Below are 24,982 nucleotides of genomic sequence, written 5' to 3'. Positions count from 1 at the left end.
TTTCTCGTTCTTAAACAGTGGTAATCAAGCACCAAAGGCTCTTTTTTGATAATCTCTTTTATTTTTTCAACCGTTTCGAATTCAAGAGAAACGTCAAGAAGCGTTTCGAAACCTTCTTTAACTATTTCGCTCGCTTCTTTGATAATATAAATTCCTATAAATACGGATAGGATAAAATCCACATAATACCATCCCGTAAGTTTTACCACTATAAGAGAAATCAAAACGGCGCCGTTTGTCAAAAGGTCTGTTTTGTAATGGATTAAATCGGATTTTATAACCAGGTGATTCGTCTTTTTGACGACATACGCCAAAAAAGTTACGAGAAAAAACGTAACGGCCATTGAGAAAACCATTACATAAATAGAAAAATCTATTTTTACTATCGGTTCGTGGTCAATTATTTTTCTTATACCCTCATATATGATATACAAACCGCTTGCGGTAATAAAAAGCCCTTCGAAAAGCGCCGCCAAACCTTCTATTTTTCCTTTTCCGTAATTAAACCTGCTGTTAGGTTTGCTCTCGCTCACCCTCACCGCTATATTGTTGAAAATACTTATGACCATATCGAGAAGCGAATCTATCGCACTTGCGATTACGGCAACACTTCCTGTCACTATGCCCACTATCACTTTCGAAACCGCCAATACAAACGCACTAACCGTCGCAATGGTCGTAGCTAAACGAGGCAGACTCATTTGTCTCCTTTATATGTGATTAATTTTTCCGTCACTCCGTTTTTAAGAATTTCTATCAAAACGGTGGCGTAGCTTCCTTTGGGAAGGTTAAAAGAAATTTCATACCATGCTTTTTCTTTTATATAACGTTTTTCCGTTATTTCGGGGAAAATCCACGCACTTCTCCTGTCACCGTTTGCCGGAATCAAATCATCGTGTTTTTCTTCCAAGCTCCTTGCAAAATCTTTTGCCCTAAGAGTTTTTTTACCGGGAAGCAGACCCGTCGGAACTATATCTTTTTTATAAAACCTCTCCGTATCTTCATAATTTTCAAGATAAAAATTTTTACCGAAAGGATAATGGCACATCACATCCCCGGGCAGAAGCCTGAAAGGGTGTTTTTGTTTTTTTACAAATTTAATCAAATCCTTTTCATACCCTAAAAATTTCAGTTCATTTTCGGATATATCGAATATGTTGCTTAATTTTATTCTTTCCATCAGCCAGTCGTTAAACAGTTTCGACTGATAAGCGCTTATAAGAAGTTTTTGAAGCCTTTTGTCTTTTATATGTCTTTCACCGAAAATAAACTCTTTCGCCTGTTCGAAATTGTCCCCGAATTTGCCGAACCTCTGATAACCGAAAAAATTAGGGATTCCGAGTTTTTTAATATCAATTAAAACCCTTTCGATTTTTCTGGCATCGACGGGAAGCACTTTTTTAAGCCTGACAAAAAACCTGTTTCCTTTCAAATGACCTATTTTAAGTTTGTTTCTATGAAGGTCCTGTTCAACAATTTTTATTTTGGGATGGGTAAAATCTTTAAATTTTTCTCTGTGTTTTCTTGGAACACTCATCCATTGAACGGTTAATCCGTCTTTGTCTTTCAATCCGGCATATCCTATATCCCTTTTATTTATTCCGAGTTTTGAAAAAAGATTTACCACATCGGTGGTTGTCATATCTTTTTTCCTGACTTTTAACATCAGCCATTCACCGGTATGATCAAAAGAATAAAGAGGTATCTCTTCAACAAAAAAATTCTCGGGGTTTTTGTTAAAATAAAAATTTACAGGGGAATGGGAATAAATCATATACACCTTTCAGAGTTAATTCTGAAATTATAGCAAAAAAATAATTTTTTTCTTTTCAAACGGGTTCCCGGAAGCGCGGAGTTTTAAAAAAAACCAGAAAACGGTTTTTTAACTCAGTTCTTTTTGCATTTACTCAATACGAAATGGGTCATAAAAATAAGCTGCAGCGTGTAGCCGAAAAACGAAAGTATAGGAACAAAATAAACAAAAGAAGTCAAAAATATGATAATCCATATTTTTATATTGTTGTTTCTTTCAAATTCTTTATAATCGCAAAAAGGAGCGCTGCTGTCGAACACGAGGGGCTTTTTTATTGCCAGGGTCCACAAAAAAACCTGATATATTATATTTACAACGGGTATGAAAAGAAGATAAAAAGTAAGGATAAAAAACAGTACAAAATTAACCATTCCTTTTAAAGAAACCAAAATTCCTTCTATCAGAGATGTTTTTTTTGTAGGCAGATTGTAATATTTTTCGTTTATTCTTTCCGTAATTTTATCTACGAAAAACGAACTGAAAACGCCGATGCTCAAAATAACAAGTTCGTAATACAAAAACATAAGCACAATCGTGGATCCGACGTTTGTAAGTATCTTATTTATACTCTCCCCGAAAGGGAGATATGAGATGTACGAATGCACCAGCCCCACTATGTCATCGGAAAAAAAATAAAAAACCGCACCCCAGAACAGAATGCTTAAAAAGAGTGGAGCGAATGAATATTTAATTATTTTCGAATCGAATAAATCGGAAAAAAGATATTTAATCGTATTCATAGCCCGCCTTAAAAATGGTTTTCTTTACACATACTCCTGAATCCGCCTCTTTTAGTAACGGCAAAAACAGTCACTTTGGTTCTTGTAAGTTTAGCAATATTTAAAATTTTTGGCAAATGTTTTTTGTTAAACGTAAAAAGTATTTCATACTCTTCACCGCTGCAGCCCGTGCGTTTATCGAATTTTTTTAAAAACTCAAAACCGACTTTCGATATTTTTGAAATCCTCTCGAGCTCTTTAAAAAGCCCGTCGCTTATATCAAGCGCGGAAGTGATGAAAGGAGCCGCCTTATAAAAAAACCTTTCTTTTAAAACAGGGGTTATAAGTTTTGATTTTTTAGAAATTTTACCGCCCCTCAAAACCGAAAGCAAATCCCTTCTTACCGTTCCCAAACTCCCCGTAAAAGCAACATATTCATTAAGCTTCGCTTTTCTGAAAACAGGTTTTTTGCTTTGAGCGATAAACGTCATTGATATCGCAAGTTTGTCGTTTTTAATCGTGTCGCCCCCTATTATTTCATAACCGTATTTTTCCGCACACTCGTTAAACCCTTCCGCTAATTCTTTAATATCACGCAAAGTGTATGATTTAGGAAAACCGATATTCAAAACCGCATACTTCGGTTTTGCGTTCATAACGACAATATCGCTTAAATTCACAAGCGAGGCTTTTATCGCGATTTCTTTCAAACCCATCCACTCTTTTTTAAAATGGATATCTTCAAAAAACGAATCGCTCGCTATTATCTCACTGCCTATTACGGCGGCGTCGTCCCCTGTGTGTTTAGATTTAATCTGGTTTATAAAAAACTCTTCTTTCAATAATTCCCTTTTAAAATTTTTACGTAATAAAGATCAGCGTATTATATACAATTTCTTCCCCGCTTTTACAAATGCTCCAAAAGTTCTTTTTCCCAGTCTTTCAAATGCGTCTTTTTAAGCAGCTCTGTTTTTCTTAACGTCCTGTAGTTTTCAAAGGCTTCTTGAATTTCCTCCCTTGTAGGTTCCCTTCTGATTGCTATATAACCCGCTATTTTCGAAGGGTCGCTAACCACATTCCCCGTTTCGTCTATCGGATCCACATGTACGTCCACCCAGTAATGTTTTCCGTCTTTTCTGAGGTTCATAACAAGCGCGTTGAAATGTTCCCCCCTTTGAATCGTGTCCCACATACTTTTAAAAGCGGCCTCGGGCATAAAAGGGTGTCTTACAATACTGTGAGGCGCCCCTATAAGTTCTTCTTTTGAATATTTGGTCATTTCCCTATACGCTTTGGATGCGAATGTAATTTTTCCGTTTTTGTCCGTTCTGGTTACAAGCGCCCTTGCATCGAGGTTTTCTTCTTCAAAAGTGGCTTCAATCCATAAATGTTTTACATTCGGTCTTACTGCCATAACTTCTCCTTTAAATAAAAAAAATTTATATCTGTACATATTGTATAACACAAAACTTAAAATAAAAAGGATTTGTTAAAAAAAAGTTATACCAAATTCATTTTCAGACTCATTCGGAGAATTAATGTCAGAATTTTGTAACATTTTAATATCAAACGCACTTCCGATCCCTTTAGGGCACACCATTACACATTTTTGACAATTTATACAATTGTAAAGTCCGTTTGCCTTTGCCAGTTCAATTCTTTGTTGTGTATCACTTTTGTCCCGACTGTCAAATACAAACCTGAAATATTTAGTAAATATAAACGGACCTGCAAAATCAGGTGTATAATCAAGTGCCTCACACTCAAACTGGCAAGCCATACACATTATACAGTCGGTCTGTTTTTCATATATCTGAAATTCCTGCGGAAATTGCAGACTTTCCCGGGCGCTTTTTATTTCCCCTTCAAACCACAGTTTGTTTTTTTTAATCGCCTTTTCAATATAACTATGATCAACCACAAGATCTTTTATTATTTTACTCCTGTCTACAGGTTCAATTATAATTTCATCATGTTCTATAAAATCCTTCACTTTCGTTTTGCACGCAAGCACGGTTTTGTCATTTACCTTAACAGCGCAGGTTCCGCATATACCGCTTCTGCAAAAGCTTCTATATGTTATGCTCCCGTCAACCGATTTCGTTCTGTCCAGCAGCCCAAGAACGGTTTCATCTTCTTTAAAATCCAACTCAAAATTATCAAACCATACCCTGCCGTTTAAAAATCTTTTTATATTAACTTTCATCAATCAGCCTTATTGTTTCATTCAGCGCTTCTGCCCTGTTTTTTTTATAAAGATCTGTTATCATATTAAGACTCTTTTTATCATATTTTTCATCCCTAAACAAGTAATATCCCACAATCTGTAAAAAATTCCTCGGATTACGCGTAAAAACACCCCTTTCAAAATCTATAAATTTCACACCGCCGTTTGTGTACAAAATATGATAATACCTCCCGAGCTGTCCGTGAAACACCCCTTTTTCGTCTAATTTGTAAGCATTAACAAGCGCCTGTTTTAAAATTTCGTAATATTGAACACTCCCGACATATTCTTTTAAAGGTTTTCCGTCGATGTACTCCATTATAAAATATCTTTTCCCCCTGAAAATCGGTTTAGGGGCACACAGACCGTTTAAGAAGCTTAAAATTTCCCACTCTTTGTCTATTTCATAATTTTTAGCCCATTTTACAGCGGCCAGTCTGCCGTCTTCAAGTCTGGCTTTATAAACCTCTCCCCTGTTGCCTTCACCGATTTTTCCGATTATATCGTAACGTATTTTTAATCCTTTTTTTTGCGAATATTATCAAATTTTTATTCATAGACATTATACATACTTGAGTATATACCCTCAAAAATCCAAACATACGGTGCCAGACACCTTTAAATATACAAAATAAAAAAAGAGCAAAAAGCCCTATCCTATGGAAATTTTAACTTCCGTTTTATTCAGGTTCCAAAACGCATCTTCAGGTGTGGATCCGCATGCCACGTTTATAAGCTGGGTTACCTGTAAAATAGGCTCTTCATACCCGTCCATAGCTTTATGACACAGAGGACAAGGAGTGGTTACAATATCCGCTCCCGCTTCTTTGGCACCGTCAAGCGGTTTTACGGCAAGTCTTTCTTTTTGTTCGGGATTCGTAAACCTCGCATGATATCCGCAGCAGGTCTGTTCGTGCTGGTATCCTTCCACAATTTCAACGCCTAACGGCTCGAGAATTTCTTTAAGTACGGTCGGATTTTCAGGATCGTCAAGTGCGACTTCATCGGGTGCTAAAACATGACATCCGTAATAAGGAGCCACTTTTACCCCTCCTAATTTCCTTTGAATTTTGCTTTTATATTCATCCATCCCTATAAAATCCCTGATAAGGTTTAGCGTATGGTAAATTTTCGCTTCGCCTTTATATTCAAGCCCTTCGTCAGCCAAAATTTTATTTATTTTTTCTTTAAGCTCAGGATCCGAATCAAGCGCAAGCTTTGTCTTTGCAATAATCATATAGCACGTATTACAAGGAGTATACAAATCCACGCCTTTTTCTTCCGCAAGAGCGATGTTTCTGGCATTCAGACCGTAAACAATCATTTTATTCGTTTCATCAATCACGCCGCCGCCGCAGCATGCGCTTCTTTCAAGCAGCACACCCTCAACGCCCATTTTTTCAAGAAAATCCTCGGTTATGTCATAATTATGAATATCGGCTCCTTGAAAGCAACATCCCGGATAAATACCTATTTTTTTCATTACAGTTCCTTTTCAAGTTTTTTAATAAATTTCTGGAATTCTTTTATTCCGTCAAACGGCTGAGGACCGAACTCTTCTTCTTTCATACCCCTGCTTCTGAATTCATCTTCAAGTTTTTTGGTAATTGCTTCGCCTTTTTCGTCTCCGAACGCCACTTCAGGCAAATGCCATTTGTCTATCTGACCGGTTTCGAATACGTTTGCAAACCATACTTTCGCCCTTCTTGTAGCAATATTGTCTTCTCCCACGTCTTTGGCTATTCTTCTGAGTTCAAGTATGTCTTCTCCGGGTTTTATTCCCTTAGGACATGCCGCAAGACACATCTGGCACTGTACGCAGTCCCATATTCCGGCGTCTTCCACAAGCTTGATTCTCTCTTCAACATCCACGCCGTCCCTGCTGTCCATTATAAACCTGAACGCCTTAGTAAGCTGAAACGGTCCGAGATACGCATCTTCGCCTTCAAGCGCGTTACACTGTCCGTAACACGCCATACACAAAATACAGTCGGTCTGTTTGTCGTATTTCGCAAACTCTTCAGGTGTAACAAGAGATTCACATTTAAGATTATCCGGTACTTTCTTAGGATCAGGTTCGAGGTAGGGTTTGATTTTTTTCAGTTTGTTAAACGCAGGGTCCTGATCAACCACAAGGTCTTTTACAACAGGCAGATGATTGAGGGGTTCGATTCTTATAACGCCGTTTTTGATTTTGTCTTTTGCCTGAATTTTGCATGCAAGCCCGGCGCGTCCGTTGATAATCATAGCACAGCTGCCACATATCGCACTTCTGCAAAACGCCCTGAAAGTCAGACTTTCGTCAATTTTATCCTTTATATACATTAAAAGTTCGAGTACCGTCAGAGAATCTTCAACCTCAACCTCAAAATCCTGCCAGTAACTGTTTTCCGTTTCAGGGTCGTATCTTTTGACTTTCGTTACATATTTTATTTTTTCCATAATTTATCCTTTCTTAGTGCATTTGCCGTTTTTGCATTTTTTGCTATAATTCCATTTGTCTCCCGGTAGCTCAGCAGGATAGAGCGTCGGATTCCTAATCCGAAGGTCGTGGGTTCGAATCCCGCCCGGGAGACCAAAAACAATGGACAATTTTACAATGTAAAATGTAAAATTTCATTTTCAATTTTCCATTGTCCATTTTACATTAATATTAGTATTTTCTCTCAGCCGGTTCGTAAAGGCTCAAATCGACTTCACCTTTTTCATAACTGAAGCTTCCGTCGCCGTTTTTGGTAATCATTGAGTGGTATAAAAAGTTTTCGTCATCCCTTTTAGGATAATCGTCCCTGTAAAAGCTGCCCCTCGATTCTTTTCTTTGAAGAGACGCGAAAGCCAGCACATCCGCAATTTCAAGCAGATTGTAAAATTCAAGCAGACTCTGAAGATCGGTGTTAAATACTTTCGATTTGTCTTCAACGGCAAGGTTTTTATTCGCTCTTTCTATGAGTTTTTTAAGTTTTTCGTATCCCTCTTTCATTTCGGATTCGTTTTTAAACACCCCGAAATGTCTGAACATAATTTCACCGAGCTCATCCCTTAAATCACCGAGAGTTTCTTTGCTTTCCCTCTCAAACAGTTCTTTTATAAACCTGACGTCGTCTTCAAGCTTAGAGACCCCTCCTTTTGCAAAATCCGTACCTTCCGCGTATCTTACCGCTTCTTTCCCGGCCACGTGTCCGAACACGACGATATCTAAAAGAGAGTTTCCTCCGAGTCTGTTCGCACCGTGAACGCTTACGCACTGCGCTTCACCCGCCGCATAAATACCGGCAATAGGAGTTTCGCATCTTACATCCGTATGAATACCGCCCATTGCGTAATGCGCAGTCGGTTTAATCGGAATAGGCTCATTTATAGGATCAATCCCTTCAAAATCTATGGTCAGTTCCCTGATTTGAGGAAGTCTCTCTTTTATTTTTTCAGCTCCTAAATGAGTTAAATCGAGATGAACGTATTCTCTGCCTTCTTCGTCTTTAAACCCTCTGCCTTCCCTGATTTCCGTCATAATGCTTCTTGAAACGAGGTCTCTCGGCCCGAGTTCCATTTTTTCGGGAGCGTATTTGCTCATAAACCTCTCACCCTTATTATTTAAAAGGTGTCCGCCTTCCCCTCTTGCGGCTTCGGATACCAATATGGCCGATTTTCTGAGTCCCGTAGGATGAAACTGTAAAAATTCCATATCTTTTAAAGGAAGCCCGGCCCTTAAAGCTGCAGCAGTTCCGTCACCGGTACATCCGAGCGCGTTTGAAGTGTATCCCCAGTAAATTCTGCTGTGTCCCCCTGTAGCCAATATAACGGCTTTGGCGTGAATAAACTGAATGTCTCCCGTGGCTATGTTAATTGCGGTAACACCCTGAAGTCTTTCTCCGTTGTGAACAATATTCAACATAAACCATTCGTTTAAAAATTTCACATCGTTTTTAATACACTGCTCATAAAGGGTATGCAGCATTACATGCCCCATTTTATCCGCACTGTAACACGTTCTGTCTTTGCTTGCGCCTCCGAAAGGTCTTTGTGCGATTTTACCGTTGTTGAGCCTGGAAAAAGGCACCCCCATATGCTCCATTTCCCTGATGATTCTCGGAGCTTCGAAACACATATATTTAACAGCCCTCTGATCGGCTAAATAATCGCTTCCTTTTACCGTGTCAAAAGTATGCAGTTCCTCGCTGTCGGTGGGATCCACATTTGCGAGTGCCGCATTAACCCCGCCCTGTGCAGCCCCGGTGTGGCTTCTTGTGGGGTAAACCTTCGTAAGAACGGCAACCTCCATCCCTTTAGCTTCTTCCGCCGCACTTAGCGCCGCATACAATCCGGCTCCGCCGGCACCGACTATTAGTACATCAACTTTCATAACACTCCTTTAATTATAAATATAAGCAATTATAACGAAAACTTATATTAAATAGGATAATTTTAGTGTGAATTTCTGTTCAGTGTTACAAGTAGTTACAAGCAGGCGGAAAAACGGAATGTATCAGTATTTCCATCCGCTAAGTTTGTAATAAAGGGAAAGCAGAAGTTTTTGCTTTTGAAGTTTCAGAATTTCGATGTTTAAAAACATGGTTTTTCTCGAATTTTGCAAAATTTCCAAATCATACTCCGTGGCATTTCCGGCTTTTAGCGATTCTTTAGCCGAATTTATCAGCTCGTCGTATATTTTAATATTCTGCCTGTAAATCTTTATTTTGCTGTCGTAGGTTTTTAGTTCGTAAAGCACGGTTTTATACGTATTGAGAAGTTCGGATTTTTTATCTTCAAGCAGTGTTTCGGATTTTAAATAATCGATTTTAGCCTGCTCTATTTTATTAACAGCGTTAAAACTAAGAGGCATAACAACGCTCAGTCCCACACGGTAATAATCCGTGCTGCTGTCCTGAAGCTGCGGCGAATTGTTCTCATAATCAATACTCTGTCTGTTAAGAGAGGCGTTAAAATTAACGCTTAAGAGCTGATTGCCTTTTTGCATTTTATACAGGTCGTATTTTACTTTTTTAAATTTTTCCTGTAAAAAAAGATCCATATTCGAATTTATAAACTCTTTTTTGGAAATTAATTTAAACACCGGAAATTTTATTTTATCTATATCAAGAGAAGAGATGTTGTTAAAAGCGAATTTCAGACTGTGTGCGTTTGTACGCAAATCCTCGAGGGAAAGCTTAAGAGAATTCAGGTTTAAAACCGCATTGTTTAAAAATGCCGAATCCCCCACTCCGTTTAAAAACTCCTCTTTTTTCTTTTTTATGTCGATTTTCGCATTTTTTATATTTAAGGCGATTATCTGTTCATTAAGTTTTACAATTTTATAATCGTATGCGAGTTCAAGGGCTTTTTTTATCAGTTCCCTTTTTTGAAGCTCCAAAGAAAGAAGGTTAAATTCTTTCGAATGCCCGGCATATTTAATCGAATAATATATCGCTCCGCTTTTAAAAACTGGCTGGTTTACACTTACGCTTAAAAGTTTTGTCGTGGCAACCGTGCCCGTCATATTGTCTTTCGTATAAGAATACTGAAGCGTTACGGGGTTAATCCACGACTTTGCAGTCTCTTGACTTTCCTGAACGGTTTTTAAACGGTCATACCTTAGCTCCTGTTTTTTCAAATCGTTCAACAGCCCTTCGGCATTTAAAAACAGCGGAAACAAAACAAACAAATACTTTAATCTTTTCAATCTCTCCTCCGTTTTCATTAATTCAGCACTTCTTTGAGCCTGTCAAACCCTTCGTCGATCTCCTCTTTCGTAATTGTAAGAGGCGGTAAAAACCTGACTGAATGCGTACCGGCTTTTAATACCAAAAGCTTGTTTTCAAAGGCTTTTTTAACTATTTCATCCCTGATTTTCGTATCTTTCGCCCTTAATGCCCTCATAAGACCGTAACCGCTTACACTCTCAAACATTTCGGGATATTCTTTAGCGATTTCAAGCAGTTTGTTTTCAAAATACTCTATTGTCTCACCAAGTTTTCCGTTTCTTTTTTCTTCGTCGAGTATTTTAATTACTTCAAGGGCGGCTGAAGTGGCAAGATAGTTTCCCCCGAACGTGCTGCCGTGATCCCCGGGTTTTAAAACGTCCGTAAGTGTGGTAAGCACAGCGCCTATAGGAACCCCTCCTCCGAGTCCTTTAGCCATCGTTACAATATCGGGTTTGATACCGTAAAGGCCGCTTGCAAGAAATTCCCCCGTTCTGTAAACCCCCGTTTGAACTTCGTCCACAATCAGTAAAATGTTTTTTTCCTTTAAAAACTCCGCAAGGTTTTGAATTTCCTCTTTACCGAAAGGATTGACGCCTCCTTCTCCCTGAATCAGCTCTATCATTACCGCAACGGTTTTGTCGTCAATCTTGTTTTCTATGTCGGCTATGTTTTTTGCGTATGTAAATCCGTCGGGGAAAGGTCCGAAATACTGATGAAACTTAGGCTGACCCGTGGCTTTAAGGGTTGATATCGTCCTTCCGTGAAAAGAGTTTTCAAGCGTAATCACCTTATATCTTTTAATTTCGCCGTTTACCTCTCCGTATTTTCTCGCTATCTTAAGAGCCGTTTCATTCGCCTCGGCACCGCTGTTGCAGAAAAACACACCTCCTTCAATTCCGCTTTTTTTTACTATTTCCTCGGCTAAGCGTTCCTGAGGTTCTATTCTGTATAGGTTTGATATGTGAATTATGTTTTTAGCCTGATTGCAAATGACGTTTGCAAGCCTTTCGTTGCCGTGCCCGACACTTACAACGCCTATCCCGCTTGTAAAATCTATATAACTCTCACCGTTTTCATCCCATAAAGTGGCGCTCATTCCTTTTTCAAAACGAACGTCGAATCTTGCGTATGTGTTTAACAGATATTTCATTAATTCTCCTTATTCATAAAAATAAAATTCATCGTAAAAACTTATGTCCTTTTTACTAAACACCCCTATTTTATCGCTGAAAAACCCCATCATTACCAAAAAGCTCATTAACGCCTCGAACTCGTCTTCTTCGATATTGTCAATAATAATACTTATTTTTTCTGAATTGTCCATTAAATACAGCACCCCGCTTATTTCCTCAAGTGTGGTTAAATGTTTTTTTATCTGCGTTTTAACCCTGACTCCTTTTAATACGTCCACAAAATCCTCAAACTCTTCCGAATCTTCAAGTCTGTCGTCATATATTTTAAAAACATACGCAAGCCTTGCGAGAAGAAGCGCCAAATCCTTATCCGCCCTCGGAATATCGACTTTCGAATGTTCGTCGCTGCCTCCTATAACCGCGTAATTTTTTAAAAGCTTTTTCGGTTTTGAATTCCAGAAAATCACCAAATCCGATTCTTTTAAAAAACTCTCGTCTTTGTTGGTGAAATATTCGCCTTTTTTTTCAAACATTTTAAACCTTTTATTTATGGTATAATTCGCGCCTCAAAAAATTTAAAAGGATTATACTTGTTTTCTAAAATATTACAAAATTATAACGCAAAAAATACCAAAAACGAGTTACTAAGCGGAACAGTGGTGGCAATTGCGCTTGTACCAGAAGCTATTGCATTCAGCATTATTGCCGGTGTTTCGCCTCTTGTGGGGCTTTATACGGCTTTTATACTGGGGCTGATAACCGCACTTTTCGGCGGAAAACCGGGAATGATAAGCGGTGCGACGGGAAGTGTTGCGGTCGTAATGGTTTCCCTCGTAATGAGCCACGGAGTCGAATATCTTTTCTGGGCTACGGTTTTGGCGGGGATTATACAGATTCTCGTGGGTGTGTTTAAACTTGCGAAATTCATACGTCTCGTACCTATGCCGGTAGTTTACGGGTTTGTAAACGGACTCGCCATTATTATAGCCATGGCACAGTTTCCGATGTTTAAAGGCGAAGGTTATGTAATGTACGTTTTAGTGGCTTTGACAATGGCTATTATGTGGTTTTTACCTAAATTTACAAAAGCGATTCCTTCGGGACTCGGAGCGATTATTGCAATTACGGCGCTTGTTTTGATATTCAACCTCGATACGAAAAAAATAGGCGATTTGGCGCATATCAGCGGAAGTTTTCCCCATTTTCACCTGCCCCTTGCGCCTCTTAACCTTGAAACCTTGAAAATTATACTGCCGTATGCGGTTATTATGGCGCTTGTCGGACTTATAGAATCGCTTCTTACACTCGAAGTTTTAGAAGAAATGAGCGGTGAGAGGGGCAACGGAAACAAAGAAGCAATTGCGCTCGGAGCCGGCAACGCAACATGCGGGCTTTTCGGAGGAATGGCGGGATGTGCGATGATAGGACAGAGTGTAATCAACTACACATCAGGCGGACGCGGCAGACTCAGCGCGGCGTTTGCGGCTGTTCTTCTTATTTTATTCGTTGTCGCGCTTGCCAAATACATCGAACAGATTCCGCTCGCCGCACTTGTGGGGATTATGTTTATGGTAAGCATTGCAACGTTTGAATGGGCGAGTTTCGACAGACTCAAAAGAATGCCCAAAGAAGACGCGTTCGTATTGATAGCCACCACTCTTATCACCATATTTACGGACTTAGCGGTTGCGGTAATAAGCGGCGTTATCATATCCGCCCTTGTATTTGCGTGGAAGCATGCAAAAGTATATTTTAAAACAAAAATGGAGGGTGAAAGAAAAATTTACGAATTTGAAGGCCCTTTGTTTTTCGGAAGCGCAAAAAGCTTTATAGAAAGTTTCGATGTTAAAAACGACCCGGACGAGGTGGTGATGGATTTTAAAAACGTACGTGTAAAAGACGCAAGCGGAGTCGAAGCCATAGACAAAATCACCAAAAAATACCTTGAAAACGGCAAAAAACTTACAATCAGACACTTAAGCGGCGAATGTAAAAAACTGCTTAAAGTCGCAGGACCGTACTGCACTTACGAAGAAGACGACCCGAATTACAAAGTGGCAGTAAATCCTGAGGAGTTAAATCAATAATGATATCTACATTGAATAATAATTATTAATTCATTCTTTACAGCATAAACAAGTCTATATTCGGATGTTATTCTTCTTGAATAATATCCGCTTAAATTAGCTTTTAATTTCTCAGGCTTTCCTAAACCGTTTTTATCATATGGATTTCTTTTGATATCTTTAATTAATTCATTTATTCTTTTTAACATTTTTTTATCGTTTTCTGCCAATAAACATAATCTTCCCACCCTTCATCAGAAAAACCTACAATCATTAAATCTCTTTTTTAATTATTTGCATATTTTCTATATCTTCTATTGATTTAAGCAGTCTTTGTCTGTTGTTTTTGGATGAGAGCAGATACATTGTTTCTTTCATAGCGCTGTACTCTTCATAAGATATCAAAACTCCTGTTTGTTGTCTTTTGTAGTAATAATATACTCTTCAAAATTTTCATTTACATCATTTATAATATTTCTTAAATTATTTCTCGCATTTGAATAGACAATTGTTTTCATTTTTTTTCCTTTTGACAAAATATCCTAAAATTCTTGTAACTCTTTTTGAAGCATTATTTTTATTAAAGATTGATAAGGCACATCTAAATTATTAGCTTTTACTTTTATTTTTTCCAACATATCAGCCGGTAGGCGTAAAGATATTGTTTTTGTGCTTTTTTTTAAATTAGGAAGTATTGCCTTTTTAGCATTATTCCAATTAATATACTCTGTAGAATCATGAATTTCCCAAAATTCTCTCTCTTCTTTTTCTGATAGAAATTTAGGTATTTTTTTCATATATTTCCTTTTCTTTTTTATTCATTTTTCTAGCACTAATTACTCTTATTTTTTTATTTCTTTTAGTAAATACTACAAAAAGCGTCTTTTCATCATCAGTTTTTCCTAAAGCATAACATCTGCACTCATCCTTTGAATGCTTAAAGTCTTCATATATCAACAACGGTTCATTAAAAAAAACCACTTCAATTTCCTGCCATTTTACGCCATGTTTTTTTTCATTTTTATAAATATTCCCGTCATCCCATTCAAACCCAACAACATCATCTAACACCAGGCAGTCAAATTTCATATTTTTTCCCTTTGTATATGTTTATTATATACAAAAATTAATTTATAGTCAAACAAAACTGACAGGATCGACGTCTATTTTCATTTCACTCAGATTTACGCACGGGTATATGAGTTTATGAAGGTTTTTGCCTTTAAGCAGTACCTGATAGCGGTATATGTTTTTAATCTTGAATATCGGCGCTTCCCCGAATCCCACTATTTCGGATCTGTTTCCGAGACACCTCAGAAATTTCTCCATTTTTTCTTTGGCTTTACTCTTGTCTTTATCCTGAAATTCAATTTTTATAAGCCTGTTAAACGGCGGATAGCCGAGTTCTTTTCTGTTTTGAATCTCCTCTTCGTAAAACTCTTCAAAACTTCTGTCGAAAAATTCGGGGTTGAGAGCCTGGATTATAACCTCTCCGTCCTCTTTTCTCCCAGCCCTTCCCTCAACCTGGCGCGCCAGGGCAAAAGCCCTCTCACCCGCCCTGTAATCGGCACTGTTGAGTACAAAATCTATATCAAGCACTATTGAAAGTGCCACATCGGGATAATCGTGCCCTTTACTGAGCATCTGTGTGCCTATAAGAATATCTATTTTTTTATCGGCGAATCTTTTTAGCAGTTTATCAACCCTGGATTTAGAAGTTATTACGTCCCTGTCGAATTTTTCTATTACGGCATCAGGGAAAATGTTTTTCAGTATTTCGGCGAATTCGCTCGTACCGATTCTTTCGTTTATAAACTCCCCGCTTCCGCAATACTCGCAAACTGAGGGAATTCTCATCGTGTAATTACAGTAATGACAGACAAGCGCCCTTTTGTTTTTATGTACGCTCATCGCCACGTCGCAGTGTTTGCATTTTACGGCTTTGCCGCAATGGGAACATATCATATACTTAAAATTCGCACGGGTCGGCAGAAAGATTATAGCCTGCTTTTGATTGTTTAAGGTGTTTTTTATTTTTCCGACGGTGAAATCATCAAAACTTTCACGAAAGTATCTTGTTTTTTTAGTATTGTAAAAGGTACCTTTGAGTCTGAAATGAGGAAATTTATACAAATCGCTTATAAGGGGGGTGGCGCTTCCGAGCACTACTTTAGCATCGTAAACCCTGCCGAAATATACCGCTAAATCCTTAGCGTTGTATTTCGGAATCTGTTCGGATTTATAACTGTCGTCATGCTCTTCATCCACTATTATCAGTCCGAGTTTCTCAAGCGGCAGAAAAAGAGCGCTCCTCGCTCCCGCTACGATTTTTATTTTTCCATTCGCTATATCCGAAAGTATTGTTTCTTTTTTCTTTTTAGTTATTTTGCTGTGCCAAATCGCAAGGGCTTCCCCGAAATATTTTTTAAGCCTCTTTTCCATTTGTGAGGTAATGGCGATTTCAGGAAGTAAAAACAGCGCCTGTTTACCGTTGTTCAATACCTCTTCTATGAGTTTGATATATATTTCCGTCTTGCCGCTTCCGGTATCACCGAAAAGTATGCTTACATCGTTTTTTTTCAAAAACTCCAACGCTTCTTGCTGTTTTTTCGTTAATTGAAACTTGGAACTTGGAACTTGGTTGTTTTCTTGGAACTTGGAACTTGGAACTTGGTTACTTATATAAAACAGTCCCGCAGCTTCCCCTACAGGAGCAAAATAATATTTGGAAATAAAATCTATTATTTTTTGTTTTTCAGTAGAAAAAGAATATAATTTAGACAGAATACCTTTACACTTAAACTCAGGCTTTTTTACTTCTTTTATTACGTATCCCGAAGCTTCTCTGTTTTTTACTTCGATTCCAACAACATCGCCCGGATTTAAACATTTTTCAGACTGATAGGTAAAAATATTCGGAGTGTTTATAACGGCTATATCGTAATATTTCATTCGCCTATTAAATCACAGTTGTCCTCACAGCCGAATTTGCAGTTATCGGTACTGTTATTATAATAATGAAATTTGACAATCGTATTCGTCACGGTGGCGTTGTAATCCGTTCCGTTGCCGTCCCATTTTACAGCACCCGTGTTTTTGGTAATCGGATATGTAAGTATTCCGTCAAAAAGTTTATTGTTATTGGGGTCACTTTCCAACGGAGGACAAGAATCGCTTCCGGAAAGGATGTTTTTGCCGTATTTGTTTGAAATTGAAGATCTTATAGAAGACACGTCCGCCCTTAATTTCGCTACTGCGGCGTCATCCCTCGTCACCCACAGTTTAGGCAGTGCGATAGCCGATAATATACCTATTATAACAATTACAAAAACAAGCTCCATCATTGTAAACGACTTTTTCATTTTTAACCTTAAAAATTTACCGCCTGGTTTAATACGGAATAGTTTTCGTCTTTTATAATTCTTTTTATATCATTACACAAAAGATCATTATCACTGCTGTTTTGTTCAAGTATTAAAACTTTACCGTTCGTATACAGGTCAAAACAGACAGTTTTATTATCCCTGTCGGAATATATTACCGCGTGATTTTCATTTTTTATCTCAACCCATCCGTGGTGTATCAGTTCGTTAAGTACTATCTGTGAAGAATTGGGGAGTTCCGAAAAGTTTATATCTTCTCCCTGGGAAGTATAATAACTTATAATCTCTTTCGTTGCAGCCTGAATTTGTATTGTAAGAGTTGATGTCTGCGCATCGTCGCGTGTCGCCATTAATTTAGGGACCGCAACCGCGGCTAATATCCCTATAATAACAATAACGAATATAAGTTCAATCATCGTAAACGCTTTTTTCATCTCCTCTTCTTTAATCTAAGAGAAAAATCTCTTAGAATTTGACTGAACTTCCAGCTATTGTATAGTTACCATCTTTAACTCTTGCTCTTATTCCAGTGCATATTGCTCCTGTCGCTGCTGAATTACCTTGCACTGCCATCATTGTTCCATTTATTTCAATTAAAACACAATCTTCCATATTTCCATTATCATCTTGTGCACCAATTACCATACTATCGATTCTACTACCATCACCTATAACATGTGAATCAAATGCATGACTCCATCCTGTCCACGTTGAATTGGTATCTTTTGCTTTACCCTGATCAATTAAACTTTTTGCAATTTGCGACATTGTCGCTAAAGTGTCAACTTTACCCTGTGAAGTTACATACGCAGGCACTTCGCCGACTATTCCTGAAACTTCCTGAGAAATAGCTGCCACTTTAGCGTCCGTTCTTGTCGCCATCAGTTTCGGAATTGCAACCGCCGCTAAAATACCTAAGATAACAATAACGAATATAAGTTCAATCATCGTGAATGCTTTTTTCATTACATCTCCTTTTTTATTTTCATTTTCAAAATTATATCATAAAATTTTCAGCTGTTGTCAAATTATTAATTAAAATATAACAAAAAATTAACAAACATAAAATTTATGTAACATTGGATCAAATTTTTGAAATTATTTTTTCAATCTTTTTGTTCAGTTCGAACTGTTCTTTTTTGTTTTCCAAAAAAAGATATAAAATTTCTTTCGGTGTCGGATTTTGTATTTTTTTTAAATCTTCCTTTACAAATTCGAAAAATTCATCTTCCAATTCAATTTCGAATTTTTCCCCCAAAACGGATATGGAAATTTTTTTCATTTTCCTAAAATCGCCTCGATTTTACTTACAACTTCTTCAAGCTCTATTTCTTTAAGGGCCATATTCTCTTTACATTTTAAAAGTTCTTCATCTTTTTGGGCGAGCAATTCCTTTGTATTTTCAAGTTCAAGCTTTAAGTTTTCATTTTCTTTTTGCAGTTCTTCATAATTTTTAAGCAGACTGTCTATCTTTTCATTTAATTTGGCAAGCAAATCCATTTTTATTCCTTTTAAACATTTTGATATAATTATAATAAAAAGGAGAGATTTGTTCAAATTAAATTCAAATTTCAAACCCACGGGTGATCAGCCCCAGGCTATAGAAAAATTAAGCGAATGCATAAAAAATAAAAACAGATACAATACTTTGATCGGCGTAACCGGAAGCGGTAAAACGTTTACGATGGCGAATATCATTCAAAAACTTCAAATCCCAACACTTATTTTAACGCACAACAAAACACTTGCCGCACAGCTTTATTCTGAATTCAAAGAGTTTTTCCCTCAAAACCACGTGGAATACTTTATAAGCTATTACGACTACTATCAGCCTGAGGCTTATCTTCCGAGACAGGATCTTTTTATTGAAAAAGACAGCTCGATAAACGCCGAACTTGAAAGACTAAGGGTGTCCGCAACCGCTTCTCTTTTAGAATACGACGACGTTATAGTGGTCGCATCCGTATCTGCGCTTTACGGTCTGGGTAACCCGATTGAATACAAAAAAATGGTAGCGAAAATCGCCGTCGGGGATGAGATAAACCAGAGAAATTTTATGCTCCGTCTGCTTTCAATGGGCTATGCAAGAAACGACAAATATTTCGAAAGAGGCAATTTCAGGGTAAACGGCGAAGTTATCGACATATTCCCGACATATTTTGAAGACGACGTAATAAGGGTAGAATTTTTCGGGGACGAAATAGACAGAATCTATACAATAGATTATATGACAAACGAAAAGCTCCAGGATTTAAAAGAAATCACAATATACGCCGCAAACCAATTTATAGTAGGGGCGGACAGGCTTGCGGAAGCTATTCAGTCTATTGAAAAAGAGCTCAGCGTTAGACTCAAAGAGTTTGAAAAAGAGGGAAAAATTATAGAATACCAAAGACTTAAACAAAGAACCGAGTTTGATCTCGAAATGCTCGAAACCACGGGAACATGTAAGGGAATAGAAAACTATTCAAGACACCTTACCGGCAAAAAGCCCGGTGAAACCCCTTATTCTCTTTTGGATTATTTCGAAATAAAAGGAAAACCATATCTCGTAATAGTCGACGAATCGCACGTGAGCCTGCCGCAGTTTCGCGGAATGTACAACGGAGACAGGGCGAGAAAAGAGGTGCTTGTGGAATACGGGTTCAGACTTCCGAGCGCACTTGACAACAGACCTTACAAATTTGACGAATTTATAAATAAAGCCCCGCATTATCTTTTCGTATCGGCCACTCCCGGGGAATACGAGCTTGAAATATCCACATGCGTAGCCGAACAGATTATCCGCCCTACGGGTCTTCTTGATCCGATAGTGGAGCTGCTTCCGAGCCAAAACCAGGTTGCAACGCTTTACGACAGGGCCAAAGAGATAATTGAAAGAGGCGAAAAGGTGCTTGTAACGACACTCACCAAAAAAATGGCGGAAGAGTTACAAAAATATTATCTTGAAATGGGACTGAAAGTCAAATATATGCACTCCGACATAGACGTTGTGGAAAGAAACGAAATAATAAGGGGGCTCAGAAGCGGCGAATTCGATATGCTCATAGGAATCAACCTTTTAAGGGAAGGACTGGATTTACCGGAAGTGAGTATGGTCGCAATCCTTGACGCCGACAAAGAGGGGTTTTTAAGAAGTGAAACAAGCCTCATTCAAACAATGGGCAGAGCCGCACGTAACGTAAACGGACGGGTTTTAATGTTTGCGAATAAAATCGAAAAACCCGTCGTGCTTGACGATGATCTTAATGCACTTGAAAAAATAAAAGATCAAATCACCGGCTCGATGTACAGAGCCATCAAAACCACCCTTACAAGACGTATAAAACAAAAAGAATACAACAAATTACACGGGATTACGCCGAAAAGCACCATCCGTAAACTCGATAAATCGCTAAAAGAAGAAGGATACGAAGCTATCGCCAAAGAGCTCAAAAACAAAAATAAGATCCCGGCCAAAGAGAAAAAAGCGATAATCGCAAAATTACGAAAAGAGATGCAAGAAGCCGCAAAAGCACTCGAATTCGAAAAAGCCGCAATGTTAAGAGACAAAATAGAAGAACTTAAGAAAATGAAATAAGGAGAAATTATGATTTTACGCTATAAAGACGACTTCCCTAAAATCCATACAACCGCATGGATAGCTCCGAATGCCGATATTATCGGTGATGTGGAAATCGGTGAGGATTCAAGTGTTTGGTTCGGGTGCGTTATAAGAGGAGACGTGCATTACATTAAGATAGGAAAGCGCACGTCCATTCAGGATATGAGTATGATTCACGTAACGCATTATGAAAAAGAAAAGAAAATCGGCGACGGATTTCCGACTATAATAGGCGACGATGTAACGATTGCACACCGCGTAATGCTGCACGGGTGTAAAATCGGAAATGCGTGTCTGATAGGAATGAGCGCCACTATCCTTGACGGAGCCGAAATAGGAGACGAATCAATCGTAGGAGCGGGAGCTCTTGTAACGGGCGGTAAAAAATTTCCTACAAGAAGCCTGATTTTAGGAAGCCCGGCCAAAGTTGTAAGGAAACTTACCGATGAGGAAGTGGCAAACATATACAAAAACGCCGAAAATTACGTTAAATATAAAAACGATTATATAAATTTTGTAAGGTAATTTGACAAACCGTACCAAAAATGGTACGATTTATAAAAAAGGCTTAAAATGACAAAAGTACTTAATGTAAGCAAAGCAAGGGAGAATCTTTATAAATTAATTGACGAAACGGCGGAAATACATGAGCCTATTTTAATCAAAGGTAAAAGAAATTCGGCCGTTTTAATCAGTGAAGAAGATTACAGAGCCATTGAAGAGACTCTTTATTTAAATTCAATACCGGGAATGAAAGAAAGTATAATCGAAGGGTTAAACACACCTCTCGATGAATGCGAAGAAAAACTTGACTGGTAAATTATGTATAAATTAATATATACAAAACAGGCGGTTAAAGATTCAAAAAAGATCAAACAAGCGGGACTTAAAGAAAAAACTATAAAACTTCTTGAAATTTTAAAAAAAGACCCTTTTACTCCGCCGTACGAAAAACTCGTAGGCAATTTAAAAGGCGCTTATTCCAAAAGAATCAATATTCAACACAGACTCATATATCAGGTTTATGAAGAAGAAAAAACAGTCAAAATAATAAGAATGTGGACACATTATGAATAAAGGTATTTAATGATAAACAAATTAGACTTAACAGATTATATAAACAGACTAACCTCCCTTTTTGCCAGGGAAAAGGATTTCAAAATCCAGGGAAGTATCGAATCCATTTATAAATATCTTCAAAAACTTCAAAACAGGGATTTTAACGCCCCGCCTGAGGTTAAAAACCTCGATACGGAAATAATGCATCTTAAAAAATTTGGTGTGCTTAAACACGACCAGATTTTTGAATTTCTTAAAATTATCCGTTATTTTATTTACCTAAAAACCAGAAACTGGCAGGATCTTTCCGAATGGTTCGATAAAATTCAAATCCCGCAGGACATTCTTGAAATAGACAGACACTACGATAAAAAAGGCGAAGTAACCGGGTTTGAAGAGCTTGATATGATAAACGAGAGGATAAAAGAGCTTAAAGCCCGGATACGCCAGCAGCTCTATAAATATATAAACTCCAAAAAACTCGAGCCTTTCCTTGTCGATAAACAGATCCACGTCCAGGGAGGTGAGGAGACTTTGCTTGTAAGAGGCGGATACAATAAAATAATAAACGCCGAAATTTTAGGAAGAAGCCAGAGCGGGTTTTTTTACATCTTCCCGAAAACCATTGAAAAACTAAAGGAAAAAGAAGACAACCTAAAAAGCCAGAAAGAAGAAATTCTGTATGAAATAGCAAAAGAGTTTTCAAACCGTCTGCGTAAATGGACGAAATTTTTGGAATTTATAAATAAGGAATTTGATAAATTCGACCACATCCAGGCACGTATTTTTATGGCAAAAAACGAAAACCTTGAATTTATACTTCCAAATAAAAGCAAAAAAATGGTGCTTAAAAACTTCTGCCACCCCGCCCTTAACGAATGTAAACCGATAAACCTTGAATGGGATAAGCAGGTTTTAATCATAACCGGTGTAAACGCCGGGGGTAAAACAATGCTTTTAAAATCAATCCTGAGTTCCGCTTATATGGCCAAACACCTGCTTCCTATGAAAATAAGGGAAAATTCCATAATTCCTTCGTTTAAGGAGATAAAACCGATAATCGACGACCCGCAAAACGTAAAAAACGACATTTCAACGTTTGCGGGAAGAATTAAAGAATTCAAAGAAGTTTTTTTCAAAGAAAATTACCTTATAGGTGTAGATGAAATCGAACTCGGAACAGACGCAAACGAAGCGGCAAGTCTGTTTAAGGTGATAATCGAAGAGATTATGAAAAAAAACCGAATAGTCATCACAACCCACCACAAACGCCTTGCGACACTTCTTGCGCAAAACGAAGAAGTGGATCTTCTCGCCGCAATTTACGATGAAAAAAACCAAAAGCCGACTTATGAATTCATAAAAGGCACCATCGGTAAAAGTTACGCGTTTGAAACGGCTAAAAGATACGGGATTCCGTTTAACATCATTGAAAAAGCCAAAAAAGAGTATTCCGACGATCTTGAAAAATTAGACGTTTTAATAGAAAAATCTGCCGCACTTGAATTTGAACAGAAACGGAAAATAAAAGAACTTGAAAGCGAACTTGAAGACGTAAAACTGCTAAAAGAGTCACTAATCCGCCAAAAAGAGGAATTTAACGAAACAATAGAAAAAGAAAAAAACCGCCTTTTAAAAGAGTACAATGAAGCGATTAAAAAGGCAAAAGAGGCAATAAGGTCCAAATCCGTAAAAGACGCCCACAGAGCACTAAACGAAGCCAATAAAATCCGCTCGAACATAAAAGTCAAAAAAAGCGAAATCAATAAAGAGTTTAAAATCGGCGACAGCGTCAAATATTTTACAAGTATAGGGGAAATACTCGATATCAAAGGCAAAAACGCCCTTGTGGACATAGACGGCAAAAAACTGTGGATTCCCAAAAATTCACTTGAACCGTACAGACTACCTAAAAAAGCAAAAGCGCAGATAATCAAACCGAAAGCCTCCAAAGTCGATATCAAGCTCGACCTTCACGGCATGAGGCTGGAAGTTGCCCTTGAAAAAACCGAAGAGTATCTAAACAACGCCGCTCTTGCCGGGTTAGAGGAAGTGTGGATTTATCACGGTATGGGTAAAGGGATTCTTGCTAAAGGAATTACGGAGCTTCTGAAAAACCATCCTCTTGTGAAAGAGTTTCACGACGCACCTCCGCATATGGGGGGTTACGGGGCTAAAATTGTAAAACTTTAATTTGACAATTCATATAAAACTTTATATAATAACACTAAAGTTTTTTGATAAAGGAGAAAGAATGAGTGATATAGTTATTGCATGTCCGCATTGTAAAAGTTTAAATAAACTGCCTAAAAAGGACGAATATAAAAAAGCGGTTTGCGGTGTATGTAAAGGAAATCTTTTAGAAAACAAACCAATTTCACTGGACAGTTATGACGAATTTCAAAAAATAGTAAATTCCGTAACGCTCCCCGTTATTATAGATTTTTGGGCCGAGTGGTGCGGTCCGTGCCAGATGTTTGCGCCTATTTTTGCAAAAGTTGCACATGAATTTCCTCTAAAAGCACAATTTGTAAAAGTTAATACCGATAAAAACCAACAAGCGGCTATACAGTTTGGAATCAGAAGTATCCCTACAATAGTGGCTCTTAAAGACGGGATGGAAATTGACAGGGCAATGGGTGCGCTGGATGAATTCAGTTTTACTATGTGGGCAGACAAAATAGTTGAGAATTGAGAATGGAGAGTTAAAATTCTCTCATAATTCTCTTTATTCTTAGTATTAAGATTTTTTTCTGCCATCTTTTATAGAAAAAATAATAATTCTCAATTAAATAATGAGCATCGCATCCCCGTAGCTGTAAAAGCGGTATCCGTTTTTTATGGCTTCTTCATAGAGTTCAAGGGTTTTCTCCCTTCCTATGAATGCGGCTACAAGCATAATTAGTGTAGATTTTGGCAAGTGAAAATTAGTAAGCAGATGATTTGCACGTATCGGCGGATTTAGAGGGTTTAAAAACAGATCACACTCACCTGAGAGTTTACCCGTCCTCGCATAATATTCCACCGTTCTTGTAACGGTGGTTCCGACCGCTACTATTTCCTCATCACTCTTAAGCATCTTCGCAGTTTCGTGTGGTATTTCAAAAAATTCGCTGTGCATTTTATGCTCTCTTATGTCTTCAACATCCACGGGCTTAAACGTACCCGCCCCGACATGTAAAGTCAGATATGACTTTTTATTTATTTTATTCAATAGTTCGTCCGTAAAATGAAGGCTTGCGGTAGGCGCTGCAACGGCTCCTTCCTTTTTGGCAAAAA

Annotated in this window: 31 protein-coding genes, 1 tRNA gene and 1 pseudogene; 8 read left to right on the top strand and 25 right to left on the bottom strand. The window is 37.9% G+C overall.

From position 1 onward, the window contains the following. The 9 genes from ACXJIE_RS08060 to ACXJIE_RS08020 form a co-directional block, all read right to left on the bottom strand. The coding region (locus ACXJIE_RS08060; RefSeq protein ID WP_456480456.1) for a cation diffusion facilitator family transporter at nucleotides 1-701 on the bottom strand (701 nt) is incomplete at its 3' end. Beyond that, complete coding sequence (gene truD / locus ACXJIE_RS08055; RefSeq protein WP_456480455.1) at nucleotides 698-1,774, bottom strand: tRNA pseudouridine(13) synthase TruD; 1,077 nt, start codon at nucleotides 1,772-1,774, stop codon at nucleotides 698-700. The genes truD and ACXJIE_RS08060, both read right to left, overlap by 4 nt. A 113-nt stretch (nucleotides 1,775-1,887) precedes the next feature. Continuing rightward, a complete protein-coding gene (locus tag ACXJIE_RS08050; RefSeq protein ID WP_456480454.1) occupies nucleotides 1,888-2,553 on the bottom strand; it encodes an EI24 domain-containing protein in 666 nt (221 codons plus the stop codon). Nucleotides 2,554-2,561: 8 nt separating this feature from the next. Beyond that, complete coding sequence (locus tag ACXJIE_RS08045) at nucleotides 2,562-3,374, bottom strand: thiamine-phosphate kinase (protein ID WP_456480453.1); 813 nt, start codon at nucleotides 3,372-3,374, stop codon at nucleotides 2,562-2,564. Nucleotides 3,375-3,439: 65 nt separating this feature from the next. Continuing rightward, nucleotides 3,440-3,946 (bottom strand): PAS domain-containing protein, encoded by a 507-nt coding sequence (locus ACXJIE_RS08040; protein ID WP_456480452.1) that lies wholly within the window; start codon nucleotides 3,944-3,946, stop codon nucleotides 3,440-3,442. A 75-nt stretch (nucleotides 3,947-4,021) separates the two neighbouring features. Continuing rightward, entirely contained in the window at nucleotides 4,022-4,738 is a 717-nt protein-coding gene (locus tag ACXJIE_RS08035; RefSeq protein WP_456480451.1) for a succinate dehydrogenase/fumarate reductase iron-sulfur subunit, read from the bottom strand. Next, nucleotides 4,728-5,162, bottom strand: a complete 435-nt coding sequence (locus ACXJIE_RS08030) for an RIO1 family regulatory kinase/ATPase domain-containing protein (RefSeq protein WP_456480457.1) — start codon at nucleotides 5,160-5,162, stop codon at nucleotides 4,728-4,730. The genes ACXJIE_RS08035 and ACXJIE_RS08030 overlap by 11 nt, the downstream gene beginning before the upstream one ends. 249 nt (nucleotides 5,163-5,411) lie before the next feature. Next, nucleotides 5,412-6,242: a CoB--CoM heterodisulfide reductase iron-sulfur subunit B family protein gene (locus ACXJIE_RS08025; RefSeq protein WP_456480450.1), complete on the bottom strand. Its 831-nt coding sequence runs from the start codon at nucleotides 6,240-6,242 to the stop codon at nucleotides 5,412-5,414. Continuing rightward, the gene (locus tag ACXJIE_RS08020) at nucleotides 6,242-7,201 is read right to left on the bottom strand and encodes a succinate dehydrogenase/fumarate reductase iron-sulfur subunit (protein WP_456480449.1); all 960 of its coding nucleotides are present in this window, start codon (nucleotides 7,199-7,201) and stop codon (nucleotides 6,242-6,244) included. The genes ACXJIE_RS08025 and ACXJIE_RS08020 overlap by 1 nt, the downstream gene beginning before the upstream one ends. A 59-nt stretch (nucleotides 7,202-7,260) precedes the next feature. Between ACXJIE_RS08020 and ACXJIE_RS08015 the strand changes: the two genes are divergently transcribed. After that, nucleotides 7,261-7,337 (top strand) — tRNA-Arg (locus ACXJIE_RS08015). A 75-nt stretch (nucleotides 7,338-7,412) separates the two neighbouring features. On the opposite strand, the gene ACXJIE_RS08010 is transcribed toward ACXJIE_RS08015, so the two are convergent. The 4 genes from ACXJIE_RS08010 to ACXJIE_RS07995 all read right to left on the bottom strand — a co-directional run bounded on the left by ACXJIE_RS08010 (nucleotide 7,413) and on the right by ACXJIE_RS07995 (nucleotide 12,124). Continuing rightward, nucleotides 7,413-9,119, bottom strand: coding sequence for an FAD-dependent oxidoreductase (locus tag ACXJIE_RS08010; protein WP_456480448.1), 1,707 nt, complete (start codon nucleotides 9,117-9,119; stop codon nucleotides 7,413-7,415). A gap of 123 nt (nucleotides 9,120-9,242) precedes the next feature. Beyond that, nucleotides 9,243-10,436, bottom strand: a complete 1,194-nt coding sequence (locus ACXJIE_RS08005) for a TolC family protein (RefSeq protein ID WP_456480447.1) — start codon at nucleotides 10,434-10,436, stop codon at nucleotides 9,243-9,245. 17 nt (nucleotides 10,437-10,453) lie between these two features. Continuing rightward, on the bottom strand, nucleotides 10,454-11,608 hold the full coding sequence (locus ACXJIE_RS08000) for an aspartate aminotransferase family protein (RefSeq protein ID WP_456480446.1): 1,155 nt from the start codon (nucleotides 11,606-11,608) through the stop codon (nucleotides 10,454-10,456). Nucleotides 11,609-11,617: 9 nt separating this feature from the next. Then, a complete protein-coding gene (locus ACXJIE_RS07995; protein WP_456480445.1) occupies nucleotides 11,618-12,124 on the bottom strand; it encodes a hypothetical protein in 507 nt (168 codons plus the stop codon). Nucleotides 12,125-12,181: 57 nt separating this feature from the next. Here ACXJIE_RS07995 and ACXJIE_RS07990 point away from each other — a divergent pair, with 57 nt between their 5' ends. Then, entirely contained in the window at nucleotides 12,182-13,678 is a 1,497-nt protein-coding gene (locus tag ACXJIE_RS07990; protein ID WP_456480444.1) for a SulP family inorganic anion transporter, read from the top strand. Here ACXJIE_RS07990 and ACXJIE_RS07985 read toward each other — a convergent pair. The 11 genes and pseudogenes from ACXJIE_RS07985 to ACXJIE_RS07940 form a co-directional block, all read right to left on the bottom strand. Then, nucleotides 13,672-13,931, bottom strand: a pseudogene (locus ACXJIE_RS07985) (Txe/YoeB family addiction module toxin). The gene ACXJIE_RS07990 and the pseudogene ACXJIE_RS07985 overlap by 7 nt on opposite strands. Next, complete coding sequence (locus tag ACXJIE_RS07980) at nucleotides 13,931-14,062, bottom strand: type II toxin-antitoxin system Phd/YefM family antitoxin (RefSeq protein WP_456480443.1); 132 nt, start codon at nucleotides 14,060-14,062, stop codon at nucleotides 13,931-13,933. Before ACXJIE_RS07980 ends, ACXJIE_RS07985 begins: the two are co-directional and overlap by 1 nt. Next, on the bottom strand, nucleotides 14,059-14,175 hold the full coding sequence (locus ACXJIE_RS09770; protein WP_518525022.1) for a type II toxin-antitoxin system Phd/YefM family antitoxin: 117 nt from the start codon (nucleotides 14,173-14,175) through the stop codon (nucleotides 14,059-14,061). Before ACXJIE_RS09770 ends, ACXJIE_RS07980 begins: the two co-directional genes overlap by 4 nt. Before the next feature lie 24 nt (nucleotides 14,176-14,199). Next, nucleotides 14,200-14,454, bottom strand: coding sequence for a BrnA antitoxin family protein (locus ACXJIE_RS07975; protein ID WP_456480442.1), 255 nt, complete (start codon nucleotides 14,452-14,454; stop codon nucleotides 14,200-14,202). Then, nucleotides 14,438-14,746, bottom strand: a complete 309-nt coding sequence (locus ACXJIE_RS07970; protein WP_456480441.1) for a BrnT family toxin — start codon at nucleotides 14,744-14,746, stop codon at nucleotides 14,438-14,440. Before ACXJIE_RS07970 ends, ACXJIE_RS07975 begins: the two co-directional genes overlap by 17 nt. 48 nt (nucleotides 14,747-14,794) lie before the next feature. Then, on the bottom strand, nucleotides 14,795-16,609 hold the full coding sequence (locus tag ACXJIE_RS07965) for a primosomal protein N' (RefSeq protein ID WP_456480440.1): 1,815 nt from the start codon (nucleotides 16,607-16,609) through the stop codon (nucleotides 14,795-14,797). Further along, entirely contained in the window at nucleotides 16,606-17,019 is a 414-nt protein-coding gene (locus tag ACXJIE_RS07960) for a prepilin-type N-terminal cleavage/methylation domain-containing protein (RefSeq protein WP_456480439.1), read from the bottom strand. Before ACXJIE_RS07960 ends, ACXJIE_RS07965 begins: the two co-directional genes overlap by 4 nt. A gap of 8 nt (nucleotides 17,020-17,027) precedes the next feature. Next, complete coding sequence (locus ACXJIE_RS07955; RefSeq protein ID WP_456480438.1) at nucleotides 17,028-17,474, bottom strand: type II secretion system protein; 447 nt, start codon at nucleotides 17,472-17,474, stop codon at nucleotides 17,028-17,030. 31 nt (nucleotides 17,475-17,505) lie between these two features. After that, the gene (locus ACXJIE_RS07950) at nucleotides 17,506-18,006 is read right to left on the bottom strand and encodes a type II secretion system protein (RefSeq protein WP_456480437.1); all 501 of its coding nucleotides are present in this window, start codon (nucleotides 18,004-18,006) and stop codon (nucleotides 17,506-17,508) included. A gap of 118 nt (nucleotides 18,007-18,124) precedes the next feature. Continuing rightward, nucleotides 18,125-18,322 (bottom strand): hypothetical protein, encoded by a 198-nt coding sequence (locus ACXJIE_RS07945; RefSeq protein WP_456480436.1) that lies wholly within the window; start codon nucleotides 18,320-18,322, stop codon nucleotides 18,125-18,127. After that, nucleotides 18,319-18,540 (bottom strand): hypothetical protein, encoded by a 222-nt coding sequence (locus tag ACXJIE_RS07940; RefSeq protein WP_456480435.1) that lies wholly within the window; start codon nucleotides 18,538-18,540, stop codon nucleotides 18,319-18,321. Before ACXJIE_RS07940 ends, ACXJIE_RS07945 begins: the two co-directional genes overlap by 4 nt. Before the next feature lie 49 nt (nucleotides 18,541-18,589). On the opposite strand from ACXJIE_RS07940, the gene uvrB reads away from it, so the two are divergent. The 6 genes from uvrB (at nucleotide 18,590) to trxC (ending at nucleotide 24,398) form a co-directional block, all read left to right on the top strand. After that, entirely contained in the window at nucleotides 18,590-20,620 is a 2,031-nt protein-coding gene (gene uvrB / locus ACXJIE_RS07935) for an excinuclease ABC subunit UvrB (protein WP_456480434.1), read from the top strand. A gap of 9 nt (nucleotides 20,621-20,629) precedes the next feature. Next, entirely contained in the window at nucleotides 20,630-21,169 is a 540-nt protein-coding gene (locus tag ACXJIE_RS07930) for a gamma carbonic anhydrase family protein (RefSeq protein WP_456480433.1), read from the top strand. A 48-nt stretch (nucleotides 21,170-21,217) separates the two neighbouring features. Then, complete coding sequence (locus tag ACXJIE_RS07925; RefSeq protein ID WP_456480432.1) at nucleotides 21,218-21,463, top strand: type II toxin-antitoxin system Phd/YefM family antitoxin; 246 nt, start codon at nucleotides 21,218-21,220, stop codon at nucleotides 21,461-21,463. A 3-nt stretch (nucleotides 21,464-21,466) separates the two neighbouring features. Continuing rightward, entirely contained in the window at nucleotides 21,467-21,721 is a 255-nt protein-coding gene (locus tag ACXJIE_RS07920) for a Txe/YoeB family addiction module toxin (RefSeq protein WP_456480431.1), read from the top strand. A 9-nt stretch (nucleotides 21,722-21,730) separates the two neighbouring features. Next, entirely contained in the window at nucleotides 21,731-23,896 is a 2,166-nt protein-coding gene (locus tag ACXJIE_RS07915) for an endonuclease MutS2 (protein ID WP_456480430.1), read from the top strand. A gap of 61 nt (nucleotides 23,897-23,957) precedes the next feature. Continuing rightward, complete coding sequence (gene trxC / locus ACXJIE_RS07910) at nucleotides 23,958-24,398, top strand: thioredoxin TrxC (RefSeq protein WP_456480429.1); 441 nt, start codon at nucleotides 23,958-23,960, stop codon at nucleotides 24,396-24,398. Nucleotides 24,399-24,491: 93 nt separating this feature from the next. Here the strand turns inward: trxC and ACXJIE_RS07905 are convergent. Then, nucleotides 24,492-24,982, bottom strand: a 491-nt coding sequence (locus tag ACXJIE_RS07905) for an S-adenosylmethionine:tRNA ribosyltransferase-isomerase (protein WP_456480428.1), incomplete at its 5' end; no start/stop codon positions are given.

Source organism: Nautilia sp. (assembly GCF_053994455.1).
Note: the sequence above shows the minus strand (reverse complement) of the source record. Positions and strands in the feature narration are given on the sequence as shown.